The sequence below is a fragment of the Rhizobium sp. 01L410 genome (assembly GCF_056400165.1).
This window is the reverse complement of record NZ_JBFTST010000009.1, coordinates 199466-216436: the sequence shown is the minus strand read 5'-3', so window position 1 is coordinate 216436 and position 16971 is coordinate 199466. Positions and strand designations below refer to the sequence as shown.

Sequence of the window (16971 nt, the reverse complement as noted above, 5' to 3'; positions counted from 1 at the left end):
AATGTCTTGGACCGGGAACCTGCCCGGATGCGAAAAGGGCGGCGCATCTGCGCGCCCTGCGAATTTTTGAGAGCGCGGGTGATCGCATAGGACGGCGGCGAAAGCAACCCGCAGAATCAGGCCGGAGCGGCTGTCTGCGTCTCCTCCGACATCTGTTGCATCCACCGGCGGAAGGTCTCCATCGCCGGCGTCACCGGCCGCGATTTCAGGCGGGTCAGCCAGTAGCTGCCCTTGGAGATATAAACAGGGAAAGGCTGCTCGATTTCGCCGGCGGCGAGTTGCCGCGAGAACATCAGCGGCGGGGCGAGCGCCACACCGGCGCCCTGCATCGCTGCCTCGACCATCAGTACCGACGAATCGAAGACCAGCCCGAGGATCGGTGGCGGCTCGACGCCTGCGGCCTCGAACCAGCTTGGCCATTCGTCGGTGCGGTAGGAGCGCAGCAGCGTCTGCCGGGCAACGTCGTCAGGGGTTTTCAGCGTGCGGGCGATCGGTGGAATGCAGAGCACGGAGAGCGGTGCCTCGAACAGCGCTTCGGCCTCGATATCGTGCCAGGCGCCGTTGCCGAAGCGGATTGCGTAGTCGAGGCCCTCGGCGGCGATATCCACCCGGTTGTTGTTGGTCGAAAGCCGGAGATCGATATAGGGAAACTTCGCACGGAAGTCGGCCAGCCGCGGCAGCAGCCAGCCGACCGCCAGCGTGCCGACGGCGCCGAGCTTCAGCACCTCGCGCAGCTGCCCGCCCTCGAAACGCTCCAGCATGTCGGCCATCCGGTCGAAGGATTCGCGCAGCACCGGCAGCAGCGCCAGTCCTTCCTCGGTGATCATCAACCCGCGCGGCAGGCGGCGGAAGAGGGTAACGCCGAGGCGCTGCTCCAGAAGCTTCACCTGATGGCTGACCGCGGCCTGCGTGACGCAGAGTTCGATGGCCGCTCGGGTAAAACTCAGATGCCGGGAAGCTGCCTCGAAAGCGCGCAGGGCGTTGAGGGGAAGGTAGGGTCGAACCATGAGATGGCCTAATTCAATTCATGCCTGACCGCAGATATCATCGTTTGATCGGGCCTCGCAAGCCGGCCTAGAAAGCCGTGTCGAACCACATGGAGCACGGCAGTGGCAGTTTTAAAATCTCTTATTCTCGCCTTTTCACTCGGCATTTCGGCGCTTCTCGGCAATGTGGATGCAGCCCTGGCCGGCGATCCGATCCGCTGCACCCTTATTCTCGACGAAAGGACCGGCGAGACCATTTTCCGCCAGGGCAATTGCGATCAGGGATTCTATCCGCAATCGACGTTCAAACTGCCCTTGGCCATGATGGGCTATGACGCTGGTATTCTGGTCGATGGGCACAATCCCCTTTGGCGCTACCGGCCGGAACTGCAGCGGCAGCGCAAGATCGAGCGAAAGGACACCGATCCGGCAGTCTGGCTGCGTGATTCCGTCGTCTGGTTCTCGCAGGATCTGACGACGAAGCTCGGAGACCGCGCCTTTGCCCGCTATGTCACGGGCTTCGGCTACGGCAACGAGAATGTGTCCGGCGGGCTGACGCAGGCCTGGCTGATGTCGTCGCTGAAGATTTCGGCGGAAGAGCAGGCACGCTTCCTGCTGCGTTTCCGGCGCGGCGAGCTGCCGATATCGGAGGAGGCGCGCCAGAAGACGGAGGCGATCGTTCCCCGCTTTCAAGCCGCCGATGGCTGGACGATCCAGGGCAAGACCGGTTCCGGCTGGCTGCGCAACAGCAAGGGCGAGACCAATTTGGAGCGGCCGCTCGGCTGGTTCGTCGGCTGGGCGGTGAGGGGCGACCGGCGTCTGGTCTTCGCAAGGCTTTCTATCGGCAATCATCGCTATCGTGGCAATCCGATCAGCTTCGAAACGCGCGATGCGCTGATCGCCGATCTGCCGAAGCTGGTCGAAGGCCGTTAAGCGAAAAGGGCGCCCGGAGAGGCGCCCTTTCTTGTCGTCTTATTCGGCGGCAACCGCCCGGGTCTCCGGTTCGCCATCCTCGTTGGCGGGCGCCTCATGTGCCGGCTTGCGGCTGAAGCGCTGCTTGAGCCAGGTCTCGAAGCGGCCCATCTGGACGAAGATCACCGGCGTGATGAACAGCGTCAGCGCCTGCGAGACGATCAGACCACCGACGACGGCGATGCCGAGCGGCTGGCGCAGCTCCGAGCTGGCGCCCGAGCCGAGGGCGATCGGCAGGGCACCGAGCATGGCGCAGAAGGTCGTCATCATGATCGGCCGGAAACGCCGCACGCAAGCCTCGTGGATCGCTTCCGCCGGTGACATCTTGGTCGATCGGAGGTTCTCCAGCGCCACGTCGATCATCATGATCGCGTTCTTCTTGACGATACCGATCAGCATCAGCAGGCCGATGAGCGCGATGATCGACAGGTCGAGCCCCATGACCTTCAGGGCCAGAAGCGCGCCGAGTGCCGCTGCCGGGAGGCCCGACAGAATGGTCAGCGGATGGATGAAGCTCTCGTAGAGAACGCCAAGCACCACATAGATCGTCAGGATCGCCGCCAGGATCAGATAAGGCGTGTTGCCCTGCGACTGTTCGAAGATCTGCGCGGTGCCGCCGTAGCTGGTGAACACGTCGGCAGGCATGTTCATATCATGCTTGATCTGGTCGATTGCCGCCGTCGCATCGCTGAGGGATTCGCCGGCGGGCAGGTTGAAGGAGACCGTCGTCGAGACGAGCTGGCCGGTCTGGTTGATGGTAACGGGGCCGGTGGTCCGCTGGACATGCGCGAAGTTCGATAGCGGAACCAGCGTGCCGTTGGCCGATGCGACGTTGATCTCCGACAGCTTCTGATCGTCCCAGGGTTTGCCGGTATCGTATTCGACGATGACATCGTAGCTGTCGCCGGTCGACTGTATCTCGGCTGCCGTATAACTGCTGAAGGCTTCCTGCAGCGTGGTGCGCAGCAGATCGTTATCGATGCCGAAGGCTGCGGCCTTCTCGCTGTCGATGACGATGTTGGCCTGCAGCGCATTGTTCTGCGCGTCGGTCGTCACGTCGGTGAAACGCGAATCCTGGCGGAGCGCGGTCACCATCTTGCCGGCCCAGAGATTGGTCGTGTCGGCACTGAGTGCCTGAACGATCAGCTGATACTGGCTCGCCGTCTGCCGGCCACCGAAGCGCAGGCTCTGGTTCGGGGTGACGAAGGCCTGCAGGCCGGGGATCTTGTTGAGCGACGAGCGCAGTTCGCGCAGGGTCTGCTCAAGCGGCACGCGCTGGTCCTTGTCCTTCAGCTCGACATAGATCGTGCCGTTGTTCAGAGGCTTCTGCGCATTGCCGCCGACCGTGGACATCACATGATTGACGGCACTGTTGGCCTTGACGGCCGCGGCTGCCTGCTTCTGCAGGGCTTCCATGGCCGAATAGGAGATGTCCTGGCGGGCCTGCGTGGAGATCTGCAGGCGTCCGATATCTTCCTGCGGGAAGAAGCTCGAAGGCAGTGTCATGAACAGGTAGATGGTCAGCGCCACCGAGGCGAAGAACACGCCGATGACGGTCATGGTATGCCGAAGGCACCAGGCGACTGCGCGGTCGTAACCGTGAAGGGTCCGTTCGAAGCCCGCATCGAAGAGCCGTACCAGAAGCGGCGGGCGGCTGTGGCCTTCGGAAAGCCGCGAGCCGAGCATCGGCGTTACCGTCAGCGAGACGATCGCCGAGGCGACGATGGCGATGGCAACGACCATGCCGAACTCGTTGAAGACGCGTCCGACGACGCCACCCATCAACAGGATAGGAATGAAGACGGCGATCAGCGAAACCGACATCGAGATGATCGTGTAGCTGACTTCGCCGGAACCCTTGATCGCCGCTTCGCGGACGGGCATTCCCTCCTCGACATGGCGCAGGATGTTTTCGAGCATGACGATCGCGTCATCGACCACGAGACCCACCGCGAGCGTCAGCCCGAGCAGCGAGATGTTGTCGATACTGTAGCCAAGTACATACATCATGCCGAAGGTCGAGATCAGCGACAGCGGAACGGCAAGGCCCGGAATGATTGTCGCCGTCAGATGACCGGTGAACAGATAGATGACGAGCACGACGAGGCCGATCGTCAGCAACAGCGTAAACTTGACGTCGGTGATGGCTGCGCGGATCGGCTTTGCTGCGTCGTTCATCACCACGGTTTTGACCGATGGCGGAATTTCCGCATGCAACTGCGGCAGCTTGGCATTGATCGCATCAACGACATCGACGGTATTGGCGTCCGGCTGGCGCTGGATGGCCAGGATGATGCCGCGGTTGCCGTCATACCAGCTGCCGGTATTTTGGTTCTCGACGCTGTCCTCGACATTTGCCACGTCGCTGAGGTGAATCGCTGCGCCATTCGGCGAGGCGATGACCAGCGTGCGGAATTGGTCGGCGTTGACGCGCTGCGTATTCGCATTGATCGTCATCGTCTGGGAGCTGTTCTGCAGCGTGCCGACCGGGCTCTGATTGTTGGCGGCGGCAATGGCCTTATTCACCGTGTCGATGCCGATTCCACGGGCCTGAAGCTTGCTGGGATCGACCTCGACGCGAACGGCATAGGTCTGTGCGCCGAATACCGATACCTGGGCAACGCCCGGCAGCGTCGAGAGCGACGGCGAAATGATGTCTTCGGCAATCTCGTCGAGCTTGCTACGCGGCATCGTATCGCTCTGCACCGCCATCAGCATGACGGGCGCGTCGGCCGGGTTGGTCTTGCGATAGCTCGGCGGCGTCGTCAGGTTGTCAGGCAGCTGCCGGGTGGCGTGGGAGATCGCCGCCTGGACGTCGGCTGCAGCCGCATCGATGTCACGGTTCAGATCGAACTGCAGCACGATGCTGGTATTGCCGAGCGAGCTCGATGCGCTGATTTCGCTGATGCCGGGAATGGTCTCGAATTGCTTGATCAGCGGTGTCGCAACCGATGTCGCCATTGTCTGTGGCGAGGCGCCGGTCAGCTGGGCCGAAACGTTGATCGTCGGGAAGTCGACCTGTGGCAGGGCGGCGACCGGGATCAGCTGGTATCCCGCAAGGCCGGCCAGAATAGCGCCGATCGCCAGAAGCGTCGTGGCGACGGGACGCTGGATGCAGAAGTTCGGAATCATTCCTCAGTCCCCGCGGTGGCGTTGCCTGTTTGCTGCTGCAAGCTGTCGGCGGCCGAGGCCACGTTGAGTGCCTTGTCGTCGAACTGTTCGTTGACCGCCTGTTTGTCGTTCAAGTTGCCCTGGCCCTCGACGACCACGTGGTCGCCTGCCGAAAGCCCCGACGAGATGGCCGAAAAACCACCATTGGAACGGGCGACCGTCACCGGTGTCAGCTGGACCTTGCCGTCCTTGGCGACGAAGGCGAAGAAACCGGTCGGTCCCGGGTTGACCGCCACGGTCGGTACGACGATCTGCTGGTCCTTGTTGTCGAAATGCACGACGACGTTGATCGACTGGCCGGGCCAGAGCGCGCCCGAGGCGTTTTCAAAACGCGCCTTGACGGCGATCGTGCCGGAGGCTTTGTCGACGATATTGTCGTAGAAGCTGACGGCGCCCTTGCGGACTTCACCTTTGGTGGAATCCGGAGCAGTGCTGACATCGACCGGACCGGCAGCCAGCGCAGTCTTCAGCTCCTTGAGATAGCGTTCCTGCAGATTGAACTGAACATAGATCGGGTCGTATTTGGCGATGGTGACGATGGCCGAGCCTGCATTGACGAAGGCGCCGTTGCTGATCGTCACGTCCCCGAGGCGTCCGTCGAACGGCGCCCGGATTTCGGTGTGGTCGAGCGTGATCTGGTCGGCGGCGAGGGTGGCCTTGTCGGCTTCGACGGTGGCGGCGGCGCTATCGCGGGTCGCCTTGGCCTGATCGGAGCTTTGCTGGGTGCCTGCCTTCTGGTCGGCGAGGTCCTGTGCGCGGGTCAAGGCGATCTCTGCGCCGCTGAGTGTTGCCTGATCGCGGACGATCATTGCCCGATCCTTGTCGACGGCGGCCTTGGCCGACCGGTCGTCGAGCTTGGCGATCAGATCGTCGGCCTTGACCGTTGCGCCGTCCTGGACGCTGACGCCGACGATCTGGCCCTGCTCCTGCGCGGCGATCGTCGTGTTGTCGTCGGCGACCGCCCAGCCGGAAGCGGCAACGTCGATCGGCAGGGCCGCCTGAGCTGCGGCAACAGTCTTGACCACAGCCGGACCGCCTGCACCGCCGCGGCGATGTCCGCCATTGCCGCCGGCCTGACTGCCGGATGCTGCCGTATCGCCGGCCGCTGCCTGCTGATCGCCGCCTTTGGCACTGCCATCTCCCTTGCCTGGGCCATGGGCGGCAGGTTGCTTGATCAGTTTCGAAAGATAGGGAACCTGCTGTGCATAGGGGATGCGATTGCCGAACTGCCAGATACCGGCGGCGGCGATTGCGACGATGCTGACTGTGATCCAGAATTTCTTCATGAGCGAGACCGGTTTTGAACAGAATGGGGCGAAATTTATGCTCTAAATGAGCCGCCTATTTTGCGGCGCAAAAAAGACACTATTCGCCGCTTACGATCACTAAGCGTTTATAACAGCTTAAATTTTCGTAATGAACATTCGGTAATATTAGTCCGGCTCTAATATATACTGGATCGCTACATCGGTCGACTATACCGACCGTGCCGCTCCACCATCGCAACGGATCAGCGAGCCTGTGATGTAACTTGCTGGTTCGCTGCACAAAAATGCTGCGGTGGCCGCGAACTCATCGACCTTTCCATAGCGCCCGACGGGAATGCGCGCTTCCTTTTCCGAGCGGATTTCATCCATCGCGCGGCCGGTGCGTCTTGCTGCCGCACCATCCAGTTCGTCGAGGCGGCCGGTCAGGATGCTGCCGGGAAGCAGCAGATTGGTGGTGACGCCGTAGCTGGCGATTTCGGAGGCGAGCGTCTTGCTCCAGCCGGCAAGGGCAGGGCGCAGCGTGTTCGACAGTGCCAAATTGGCGATCGGTTCGATCACGCCCGAGGAGGCGACCGTCAGGATGCGGCCCCAGCCCTGCTGCTTCATGCCGGGAAGCAGCGCATTGGTCAGCGTGATGACCCGCAGCACCATCGAGAAGAAATAGGTTTCCAGCTTTTCGGCCGTCATGTCCTCGGTGGTGCCCGGCGTCGGTCCGCCGGTGTTGTTGACCAGGATATCGAGGCCGCCGAACTTGTCGCTGACGGCTGACGTTACCGTTTGCACGAAGTTCTCGTCGCCGAGGTCGGCCCAGATCCAATCGGCTCTGCCATTGCCCTCGGTATTGATCGCCTTGCAGTTGGCGTCCAGCTGCTCGCCGCTGCGTCCGCACAGCAGGACATTCGCGCCTTCGCGCGCCAAGGCGACCGCGATGCCTTGGCCCAATCCGCGTGACGATGCCAGAACGAGTGCGCGTTTGCCCTTGATGGCGAGATCCATGATATCCTCCAATGGTGTGCCTTTGTATAAGGCGCGGGCAGGCGGAAAGAAAAGCGGATCAACGAGAAAATCACGCCGTATAATTGACGTGAACGTAAACGTTCAATAGGTTTATGCGCATGAAGGAAATCATTGTGCGAATTGGGAGATTGGCTGTCGCTTACCGGCTCGACAATGCTTTCCGGTTTTGACAAGAGATTAGCCCAGATTGGGGAATGAGCCGCGGCGGCGGCCGAGCGGAGACCGAACGAAGATGACCGAGACGACAGAGCTTCCGGAACGCGAAAGCATGGAATTCGACGTTGTGATCGTCGGCGGCGGGCCGGCTGGTCTGTCTGCGGCGATCCGGCTGAAGCAGGTCAATCCGGAACTGTCGGTCGTGGTGCTGGAGAAGGGTGCTGAAGTCGGTGCTCATATCCTCTCTGGCGCCGTCGTCGATCCGATCGGCATCGACCGGTTGCTGCCGGACTGGCGCAGCGAGAGCGACCATCCGTTCAAGACCGAAGTGAATGCCGACCATTTCCTAGTGCTCGGCCCGGCCGGCTCGATCCGCCTGCCGAACGTGCTGATGCCGCCGCTGATGAACAATCACGGCAACTACATCGTCTCGCTTGGTAACGTCTGTCGCTGGCTGGCGGGCCACGCAGAAGCGCTCGGCGTCGAGATCTATCCGGGCTTTGCCGCCACCGAAGTGCTCTACAATGACGAGGGCGCGGTCATCGGTGTCGCCACCGGTGACATGGGCGTCGAGCGCAACGGCGAGCCCGGCCCGAACTTTACCCGCGGCATGGAACTGCTCGGCAAATATGTGCTGATCGGCGAGGGCGTGCGCGGCTCGCTTGCCAAGCAGTTGATCGCCAAGTTCGATCTGCAGAAAGACCGCGAACCGCAGAAATTCGGCATCGGCATCAAGGAACTCTGGCAGGTCAAGCCCGAGAACCACAGGCAGGGCCTGGTGCAGCACTCCTTCGGCTGGCCGCTCGGCATGGCCGCCGGTGGCGGCTCGTTCCTCTACCATCTCGAAGACAATATGGTCGCCGTCGGCTTCGTCGTACACTTGAACTACAAGAACCCCTATCTCTATCCCTTCGAGGAATTCCAGCGCTTCAAGACGCATCCGGCGATCCGCACCACCTTCGAAGGCGGCAAGCGGCTCTCCTACGGCGCCCGCGCCATCACCGAGGGCGGCTACCAGTCGGTGCCGAAGCTGACCTTCCCGGGTGGAGCGCTGATCGGCTGCTCGGCCGGTTTCGTCAACGTTCCCCGCATCAAGGGCAGCCACAATGCGGTGCTGTCTGGCATGCTGGCGGCCGAGAAGATCGCCGCGGCGATCGCGGCGGGCCGCGCCAATGACGAGATCATCGAGATCGAGAACGAATGGCGCAAGACCGATATCGGCAAGGACCTGAAGAAGGTCCGCAACGTCAAGCCGCTGTGGTCGAAGTTTGGCACGCTCGTCGGCATCGGCCTTGGCGGTCTCGACATGTGGACCAACACCCTGTTCGGCTTCTCCTTCTTCGGCACGCTGAAGCATGGCAAGACCGATGCGCAGTCGCTGGAACCGGCCGCCCAGCACAAGAAGATCGATTATCCAAAGCCGGATGGCGTGCTCACCTTCGACCGTCTCTCCTCGGTGTTCCTGTCGAACACCAATCACGAGGAGGACCAGCCGGTTCATCTCAAGGTCAAGGACATGGCGCTGCAGAAGTCGTCCGAGCACGACATCTATGCTGGTCCCTCGACCCGCTACTGTCCGGCCGGCGTCTATGAATGGGTGGAGAAGGACGGCCAGGAGACCTACGTCATCAACGCCCAGAACTGCGTCCACTGCAAGACCTGCGACATCAAGGATCCCAACCAGAACATCAACTGGGTTCCCCCGCAGGGCGGTGAGGGGCCGGTCTATCCGAATATGTGAGGCTGCACCTCAGGGTGGCGCATGGGACTTGATCACATGCCCGTGAAAACTGCCGGTATCGCCACTTTTCGGCCTTACTTGTTGCGCCGCGCGGCATCTGTTTAACTGCGTATTAACCATGTTTTCCTTAACTTCAGGGCATCAACCTGATGTTAAGGACCGTCTGAATGCAGATCTCCCGCCGTGGCTTCGTAATGGGCCTCTCCGCTCTTCTGGCGGGATGCGCTTCCAGCGGTCCTGATCATCGCGCCAATTACGCAGCGCTTCCGGCAGAGAAATTTCCGCTTCCCGCAATGCCGCTCGAAAAGCTCGATCCCGACCTGCGCCGTCAGCAGGTCGCTTATGTCTCGGATCAGGCTGCGGGCACGGTCGTCGTCGATACGCCGGCCCGCCGTCTCTATTATATTCTGGGTGATGGGCAGGCGATGCGCTATGGCGTCGGTGTGGGCCGGGAAGGGCTGGCGCTGGCGGGCAACGCCTATGTCGGGCGCAAGGCCGAATGGCCGACCTGGACACCGACCGAAAACATGCAGCGCCGCGAGGCGCGCTATCGCAAGCTCGCCGGCGGCATGCCGGGCGGCCCCAACAATCCGCTCGGGGCGCGGGCCATGTATCTCTACCGCGGTGGCAACGACACCCATTTCCGCATTCACGGCACCAACCAGCCGCAATCGATCGGTCTCGCCATGTCGAGCGGCTGCATCCGCATGCTGAACCACGATGTCATCGATCTCTATGATCGCGTGCTGCCCGGCGCCAAGGTCATCGTCATCCAGGCCTGAACGGGAAAGCCCGGCAATGCCGGGCTTTCATTGTTCGATTCGGTCAATGCCGTCTGGCGGCAATCCCGGTCGAGAGCGCCACGCCGATGCCCGTCATGACGGCGGCGGCAATTTCGGCAATGCCGACCGGCTCTCCGAGAAACACGCTTCCGCCTATCGTCGCCAGCACGGGCGTCAGCGCCGTGAAAGCCGCAGCCTGCGTGCCACCGAGCGTCTTGACCGCCGTGCCATAGGCAAGCATCGCGACGAGGCCTGAAAGCACGCCCTGGCTCAGCACCTGCAGGCCGATATCGGCGGTGCTCGCCTTTGACAGCGAGGTGCCGAAGATCAGCGCAAGCACGCCGATGATGAGGAACGACCAGATGGCGATCAGGGCGCTTGCCTGCAGAGCGGTCAGGCCGCTGCGGCGGAAGGCATGCGTATAGCTCGCCCATAACACTGCGCCGGCCGGGAGCAGGACGAAGCTCGTCCACGGCAGCGAGGCATCCGACAGGCTGCGCAACAGCAGGATCAGCACACCGCCGACGATGGCGGCAAGGCCGAGCTTGCGGGTCAGGTCGGGCCGTTCGCCGAAGATGACGATGCCGATTAGGGCTGTCGCCAGCGGCATCGAGCCGCCGAGCAGGATGCCGGATGAGGCGGCGGGCGTCGAATGGATCGCTAGCGTCGTCAGCAGAAAAAACGCGGCACCGGCGCCGGCAACCATCAGCGCCAGCAGATGCAGCGGCACGCCCTTCGGCAACAGCCCGGTCCTCAGCCACACCGGCGCCAGCGCCAGCGCCGGAATGCCGTAGCGGATCAGCCCGATATCGAGCGAGCCAAGCGGCGTTGCGGCGCTATGGCGGGTCGCCAGGAACCACGACGCCCAGATGAGCACCGTGACGGTTCCGCCGATATAGCCGGGAATGAGGGAAGGAGACTTTTCATTGGTGATGGTGAAGCTGGTCATCGCGCTATCCTCCGCACGTCCGGATCATTTCCGGTTGAGAAAAGGATAGGCCGGAAGGCCGGGGCATGTCCTTGCTATCTATGGCTTCCAGATCATGGTATCAGCAATGATATGCCAACATGGTCGCTGGAAATGAGCGGATATGCCAAATCTTGATAAATTCGATATCGCTATTCTGAAGTGCCTTCAGGAGGATGCGCGGGCCACCAACGTGGAGATTGCCGAGAAGGTCAACCTCTCGCCGTCTCCCTGCCTTCGCCGCATCCGCAACCTCGAAAAAGCAGGGGTCATCCGCGGTTACCGTGCCGATATCGACCGCAAGGAAGTCGGCCTCGGCCTCACCGTCTTCGTCGAGTTCAAGGTGGCGCACCACACCCGCGAGAATTCCGAGGCGCAGCAGGCGGCGCTCCTTGCCATTCCCGAAATCGTCTCCTGCTTCCTGATATCGGGCACGGCAGATTTCCTGGCCGAGGTCGTGGTCGAAGATCTGGCCGCCTACGAGCGTCTGCTAACCGAGACGCTGCTGACATTGCCGAATGTCAGCGACATCCGCTCGAACTTCGCGATCCGCAGCATGAAGACCCATGGAGCCCTGAAATTGCCGGACGCAAAATAAGGTGATTATTTTTGTAAACTTTACTTGAAGTGTCGGCGTCAATTCTGTAGCGGAAATTTGAGAGCGGGGATCAACGCCCCGCTGCTGTTTTCAGCTGGGAGTTTGACATGGGCCTGTTTCAGAATTCGATTTCTCGCCGCCAGTTCGGCCTTCTCCTTGGTGCTGCCGCCGCAGCCACTGTCGCCGCTCCGGCGCTGGCCGATAACGCCGCACGCACCATCACCCATCTCTTGGGTTCGACCGAAATCACCGGCAAGCCGCAGCGCATCGTGGCGCTCGAATTCTCCTTCGTTCAGTCGCTGGATGCGCTCGGCGTCGTGCCTGTCGGCATTACCGACGACAACCAGCCGAAGCGCATCGAGCAGCTGCTCGGCAAGAAGGTCGAGTACAGCTCCGTCGGTACCCGTCTTGAGCCGAATCTCGAACTCGTCAGCGCGCTCGCACCAGATCTGATCATCGCCGACCAGCTCCGTCATTCGGCAATCTACGCGCAGCTGAGCGCCATTGCGCCGACGATCGTGCTGAACAGCTGGGAGGGCAGTTACCAGACGATCAAGGAAGGCGTGGTGACCATCGCCGATGCGCTCGGCGAAAAAGACAAGGGTGAAAAGGCCGTTGCCGATCATGATGCGGTGATCGCCGCCCTCGTTGCCAAGATCCCGGCAGGCGAGAAACGCCGCTTTCTGCTGGCGGTTGCCAATGCCGATTCCATGAGCCTTCACACATCGGCATCCTTCACCGGCTCTGTATTCAAGGCCATGGGCCTGACACCGGCAATCGACTCGACGGATGCGGTGGAGAGCGGCGCCAGCCTTGAGCGTCTGATCGCCGTCAATCCCGACGTCTTCCTGGTCGCCACCGATGCTGGCGGCACGGTCTTCGATCAGTGGAAGAGCAACAGCGCCTTCACCAACATCTCGGCTGTCAAAAGCGGCAACCTCTTCGAGGTCGACCGCAACCAGTTCTCGCGCTTCCGCGGCCTGAAGACCGCCGAGATGATCGCTGGCGAAATCCTCGCCAAAGTCTACAAGGCCGGATAACCGCTGGTGGACGGCAAGGCAGCAGCGATGGCAGGGCAGGGACGGTTGCAGCCGGTCGCCCTCGGCTGCCTGCTGCTGATGGCGCTCGCCGCCGTCATCGTCGCTGCCGTCTCCTTCGGCGTTTCGGAACTGCCGGTACGGCATGCGCTGTCGTTGCTTGTGTCGCCGGATGGCTCCCCTGATAGCGCGCTCGTCTGGGACGTACGCCTGCCGCGAGCGCTGCTGGCGGTGATGATCGGGGCCAATCTGGCGGTGGCAGGTGTGCTGATCCAGACGCTGACGCGCAATCCGCTCGCCTCGCCGCAAACCTTCGGCATCAATGCCGGGGCTTCGCTCGTCATCGTTCTCTGCCTGATCGCCCTGCCGGAATTGCGTGGCGCCGGAACGGTATGGCCGGCATTCGTGGGTGCAGCAGCAGTCGGCCTCGCCATGTGGGCGCTCTCCGTCTCCGGTGCCATGAATGACATGAAGCTGGCGCTGGCAGGCATCTCCATTCAGCTTGTACTTGCAGCCCTCGTTCAGGCGATCCTGATCGCCAACAATGCCGCGCAGGATATCGTCTACTGGCTCGCCGGATCGATCAATGGCGCGCAATGGGAGAAAGTCTGGATCATCCTGCCCTTCACGCTTATCGGCGGCGGAATCGCATTTCTGGCCGGCCGCCATTTCGGCGTGCTGGCGCTGGATGAAACCACCGGCCTGTCGCTCGGGCAGAATGCGCGGCGCGTCGGCGGACTCGCGGCCTTTCTCATCGTCGTGCTGGCCGGTTCCGCTGTCGCCGTCAGCGGCCCGATCGGTTTCATCGGCCTGCTGGTGCCGCATATCATCCGGCGGCTCGTCGGCGGGGATCAGCTGACGCTGATTGCGCTGAGCGCCATCGCCGGGCCGTTGCTGCTGAATGCGGCCGATCTCCTCGGCCGCGTTGCCGCCTATCCCCAGGAAATGCCTGTCGGCATCGTCACGGCGCTGATCGGCGCGCCGGCCTTCCTGCTTATCCTCTGGCGCCAGAGGGTCAGATGAGCACACTCGCCGGAAAACAGACGCGGGCGCTGACGGTCTGCGTTACCATCGCCGTTCTCATTGCCGTCCTCGCCATTCTCGGCATGACTGTCGGCGCCGTGACCCTGAGCATCGGCCAGGTGCTTGATGGCATCGGCGGCGGCAAAAATGCCTTCATCGTCATGCAATACCGCGCCCCGCGCGTCGCCGTCTCCATCCTCGCCGGGGCGTCCTTCGGTCTGGCGGGTGTCTTCCTGCAGGGCGCGCTGCGCAATCCGCTGGCCTCTCCCGATGTCGTCGGCATCACCAAATGCGCCGGGCTCGGCGCCTTCCTGGCAGGGATGATGGCGCCACCCGCCTGGGCGATCTGGGCGATCCCGGCCGGTGTCGTTTCAGGCGCGATCCTCGGTGCGGCACTCCTGCTCGTGATCGGCCGCACGTTCGGCGGCGGTATCGCGGCTCTGGCCCTGGTGGGCGTGGCGCTCGGCATGCTGGCGCAGGCGCTGATCCAATATGTGATGGTGATCTTCCCGACCCGTGCCGACCAGTCCATGGTCTGGCTTGCCGGCAGCGTCTATGGCAGTTCGATGGCCGACGTTCTGGTCCTTTGCCTCTGGCTCATCGCCTGCCTGCCGCTCGTCCTCCTCGCTGCCGCACGTCTCGATGCCAGCGGCTTTGGCGATGAGACGCTTGTCAGCCTCGGCATGCCGCCGGCCCGGCTGCGGGGCGGCCTGATCGCCGTTTCCGTGCTTTTATGCGCAGGCGCCGTCGCCAGCGTTGGCAGCATGGGCTTCCTCGGTCTGCTGGCGCCCCATGCCGCCCGGCTGCTTGTCGGCCCGCGCGCGCGGCATCTGGTGCCATCGAGCGCACTGATGGGCGCGCTGGCTCTATCTGCTGCCGATCTCGCTGGACGCCTCATTGCCCTGCCGAACGAGATCCCGGCCGGGATCGTCGCCGCCGTGATCGGCGGACCCTATCTGATTTTCCTGCTCATCAAGGAGACCGGCCGCCATGAGTAGTGCCGCGCAATCCCGCCTTGCCGGAGAAAAGCTGACGCTTGGATACGCAGCGATCAGGGTGCTCGAGAATATCGATGTTGCGATTCCCGATGGAAAGATCACCGCGCTGATCGGTGCCAATGGCAGCGGCAAGTCCACGCTGCTGAAAGCGCTCGGCCGCATCATCGCGCCGGAGGCAGGCACAGTCTATCTCGACGGCAAGGAAATATCGTCGATGCAGGGCAGGGCGATCGCCCAGAAGCTGGCACTCCTGCCGCAGAGCCCGGTTTCTCCCGATGGTCTGACAGTGCGTCAGCTCTGCCGTTTCGGCCGCCACCCGCATAAGGGCCTGCTGTCGCGCCCCAGCGCGCATGACGAGGAGATCGTCGATCACGCGCTTGCCGCCACCGGTCTTGCCGATCTCGCTTCGCGCCCGCTCGACCGTCTCTCAGGCGGCCAGCGCCAGCGCGCCTGGATCGCCATGGCGCTGGCGCAGGAAACGCCGATCCTGTTGCTCGACGAGCCGACCACCTATCTCGACATCGCCCACCAGCTGGAAGTGCTGGAACTGCTGCGCGACCTGAACCGCAATCGCGGCCGCACCGTCGTCATGGTCGTCCATGATCTGAACCACGCGGCGCAATATGCAGATCACATCATCGCCGTTGCCGGTGGCGGCATCCACGCATCAGGAAGCCCCGGCGCCTTGTTGACGCCGGAGCTGATAAAGACCGTGTTCGGAGTGGATGCGGCGGTGGTGCCGCATCCGGTTGACGGCACGCCGCTGTGCCTGCCGATTGCTTCTAGAGAAGCGTCCCGGTGAGGATCAGCAGGGCGACCGAGAAGTAGATCACCAGGCCGGTCACATCGACCAGCGTTGCGACGAACGGGGCCGACGCCGTTGCCGGATCGAGCTTCATGCGCTGTAGGATGAACGGCAGCATCGAGCCCGAGATCGAGCCGAAGGTGACGATGCCGATCAGCGCCGAGAAGACCGTGAAGCCGACGAGGATCCAGTGCGGGCCATAGTCGTAGAGCCCGGCCGTCTGCCAGAAGAACACGCGGGTCATGCCGACGAGGCCCAGGATGGCGCCAAGCACGATGCCGGTCGGCAGTTCGCGCAGCAGCACCCGCCACCAGTCGGAAAGCTTCAACTCGCCAACAGCCAGTGCCCGGATGATCAGGGACGTCGCCTGCGAGCCGGAATTACCCCCCGAGCTCATGATCAGCGGAATGAACAGCGTCAGCACGACGGCCTTCTCAAGCTCGCCTTCGAAATGCTGCATGGCGCTTGCCGTCAGCATTTCACCGAGGAAGAGGGCACAGAGCCAGCCGGCGCGCTTGCGGATCATGCCACCGAAGCTGATCTTCATATAGGGCTTGCCGAGGGCCTCCATACCGCCGAAGCGCTGGGCGCCATCGGTCGTATCGGCGATCATCGTATCGATCACGTCATCGACGGTGACGATGCCGAGGATCAGGCCGTGATCGTCGATGACAGGCAGCGCCAGAAGGTCGTGCTTGCGGATCAGCCGTGCCACGTCTTCCTGCTTCATCAGCGGATCGGCGGCAACCGGCGTTCCCTTCTGCGCGACCGTCAGGATCGAGGCATCAGGCTCGCCTGTGATCAGGCGGCGGAGCGTCACGACATGCATCAGCGCGCCGGAATTCTCATCCAGCACATAGATGGCATAGACAGTCTCGCGCGACCGCTCGACGTGGCGCACATGGGCAAGCGTCTGCTCCACCGTCCAGTTGCCGGGCACGCTGACGAACTCGGTCGTCATGATGCTGCCCGCCGTGCGGGGCGGATAACCCATCAAATGCTGGATGGCGACACGAACAGGCTCTTCGAGGCTGTTGAAGAGCCGGGTGCGGGTATCGATGTCGAGCTCGAGCAGGACGTCGGCAACGCGGTCGTTCGACATGCCGTGCAGCAGGCGTGCGGCATCGGCGCGATCCATGACGCCAAGGATCGAGGCGGCGTGGCGCAGTTCCGGCCGGTCGAGGATGTTGACGGCATATTCCTGCGGCATCTTCGACAAGATGCGGGCTGCCTCGGCAGGGGCGAGCGAATTCAACGACTCGACGCGCTCGGCGATGGTCGCAACTTTGTTGTTGGTCATGAAGGCGCGCGCGGCATTGCCGGCCCGCAGGGGGAAGCGATTGATGTTCATTAGCTCGCCTTTCCGTCGATCCGCCGTAGCGTCCGATCGGGCGAGCCCGGAGCTACCAGGTCAGCGCGAAAGGGCCGCGTACGGCAAAGGCAATCGACT

The 16971-nt window shown here is 62.7% G+C and carries 14 protein-coding genes; 8 read left to right on the top strand and 6 right to left on the bottom strand.

From position 1 onward, the window contains the following. Nucleotides 1-116: 116 nt before the first annotated feature. On the bottom strand, nucleotides 117-1007 hold the full coding sequence (locus AC1DV9_RS20670; RefSeq protein WP_112540574.1) for a LysR family transcriptional regulator: 891 nt from the start codon (nucleotides 1005-1007) through the stop codon (nucleotides 117-119). A 102-nt stretch (nucleotides 1008-1109) separates the two neighbouring features. On the opposite strand from AC1DV9_RS20670, the gene blaOXA reads away from it, so the two are divergent. Further along, nucleotides 1110-1919: a class D beta-lactamase gene (blaOXA, locus tag AC1DV9_RS20665; RefSeq protein WP_477949865.1), complete on the top strand. Its 810-nt coding sequence runs from the start codon at nucleotides 1110-1112 to the stop codon at nucleotides 1917-1919. A 39-nt stretch (nucleotides 1920-1958) separates the two neighbouring features. On the opposite strand, the gene AC1DV9_RS20660 is transcribed toward blaOXA, so the two are convergent. The 3 genes from AC1DV9_RS20660 to AC1DV9_RS20650 all read right to left on the bottom strand — a co-directional run bounded on the left by AC1DV9_RS20660 (nucleotide 1959) and on the right by AC1DV9_RS20650 (nucleotide 7393). Beyond that, on the bottom strand, nucleotides 1959-5090 hold the full coding sequence (locus AC1DV9_RS20660) for an efflux RND transporter permease subunit (protein ID WP_477949864.1): 3132 nt from the start codon (nucleotides 5088-5090) through the stop codon (nucleotides 1959-1961). Beyond that, entirely contained in the window at nucleotides 5087-6415 is a 1329-nt protein-coding gene (locus AC1DV9_RS20655) for an efflux RND transporter periplasmic adaptor subunit (protein ID WP_477949863.1), read from the bottom strand. Before AC1DV9_RS20655 ends, AC1DV9_RS20660 begins: the two co-directional genes overlap by 4 nt. Before the next feature lie 189 nt (nucleotides 6416-6604). Then, nucleotides 6605-7393 (bottom strand): SDR family oxidoreductase, encoded by a 789-nt coding sequence (locus tag AC1DV9_RS20650; protein WP_477949862.1) that lies wholly within the window; start codon nucleotides 7391-7393, stop codon nucleotides 6605-6607. Nucleotides 7394-7646: 253 nt separating this feature from the next. On the opposite strand from AC1DV9_RS20650, the gene AC1DV9_RS20645 reads away from it, so the two are divergent. Both AC1DV9_RS20645 and AC1DV9_RS20640 read left to right on the top strand, forming a co-directional pair. Further along, the gene (locus tag AC1DV9_RS20645) at nucleotides 7647-9311 is read left to right on the top strand and encodes an electron transfer flavoprotein-ubiquinone oxidoreductase (protein WP_477949861.1); all 1665 of its coding nucleotides are present in this window, start codon (nucleotides 7647-7649) and stop codon (nucleotides 9309-9311) included. A 167-nt stretch (nucleotides 9312-9478) separates the two neighbouring features. Beyond that, nucleotides 9479-10093 carry a L,D-transpeptidase gene (locus AC1DV9_RS20640; protein WP_112390745.1) on the top strand — a complete coding sequence of 205 codons (615 nt, stop codon included), beginning with the start codon at nucleotides 9479-9481 and terminating at the stop codon, nucleotides 10091-10093. A gap of 43 nt (nucleotides 10094-10136) precedes the next feature. Here the strand turns inward: AC1DV9_RS20640 and AC1DV9_RS20635 are convergent, their stop codons facing one another. After that, complete coding sequence (locus AC1DV9_RS20635) at nucleotides 10137-11042, bottom strand: DMT family transporter (protein ID WP_112390746.1); 906 nt, start codon at nucleotides 11040-11042, stop codon at nucleotides 10137-10139. A 142-nt stretch (nucleotides 11043-11184) separates the two neighbouring features. Here AC1DV9_RS20635 and AC1DV9_RS20630 point away from each other — a divergent pair, with 142 nt between their 5' ends. The 5 genes from AC1DV9_RS20630 (at nucleotide 11185) to AC1DV9_RS20610 (ending at nucleotide 15518) form a co-directional block, all read left to right on the top strand. Continuing rightward, nucleotides 11185-11658: an Lrp/AsnC family transcriptional regulator gene (locus tag AC1DV9_RS20630; protein ID WP_112390747.1), complete on the top strand. Its 474-nt coding sequence runs from the start codon at nucleotides 11185-11187 to the stop codon at nucleotides 11656-11658. A 107-nt stretch (nucleotides 11659-11765) separates the two neighbouring features. Continuing rightward, the gene (locus AC1DV9_RS20625) at nucleotides 11766-12698 is read left to right on the top strand and encodes an ABC transporter substrate-binding protein (RefSeq protein ID WP_477949860.1); all 933 of its coding nucleotides are present in this window, start codon (nucleotides 11766-11768) and stop codon (nucleotides 12696-12698) included. 6 nt (nucleotides 12699-12704) lie between these two features. Next, on the top strand, nucleotides 12705-13718 hold the full coding sequence (locus tag AC1DV9_RS20620) for a FecCD family ABC transporter permease (RefSeq protein WP_477949859.1): 1014 nt from the start codon (nucleotides 12705-12707) through the stop codon (nucleotides 13716-13718). Further along, nucleotides 13715-14716, top strand: a complete 1002-nt coding sequence (locus tag AC1DV9_RS20615) for a FecCD family ABC transporter permease (protein WP_477949858.1) — start codon at nucleotides 13715-13717, stop codon at nucleotides 14714-14716. Before AC1DV9_RS20620 ends, AC1DV9_RS20615 begins: the two co-directional genes overlap by 4 nt. After that, nucleotides 14709-15518, top strand: a complete 810-nt coding sequence (locus AC1DV9_RS20610) for an ABC transporter ATP-binding protein (RefSeq protein WP_477949857.1) — start codon at nucleotides 14709-14711, stop codon at nucleotides 15516-15518. The genes AC1DV9_RS20615 and AC1DV9_RS20610 overlap by 8 nt, the downstream gene beginning before the upstream one ends. On the opposite strand, the gene mgtE is transcribed toward AC1DV9_RS20610, so the two are convergent. Beyond that, the gene (gene mgtE / locus AC1DV9_RS20605; protein WP_477949856.1) at nucleotides 15499-16872 is read right to left on the bottom strand and encodes a magnesium transporter; all 1374 of its coding nucleotides are present in this window, start codon (nucleotides 16870-16872) and stop codon (nucleotides 15499-15501) included. The genes AC1DV9_RS20610 and mgtE overlap by 20 nt on opposite strands. Between the last annotated feature and the right edge of the window lie 99 nt (nucleotides 16873-16971).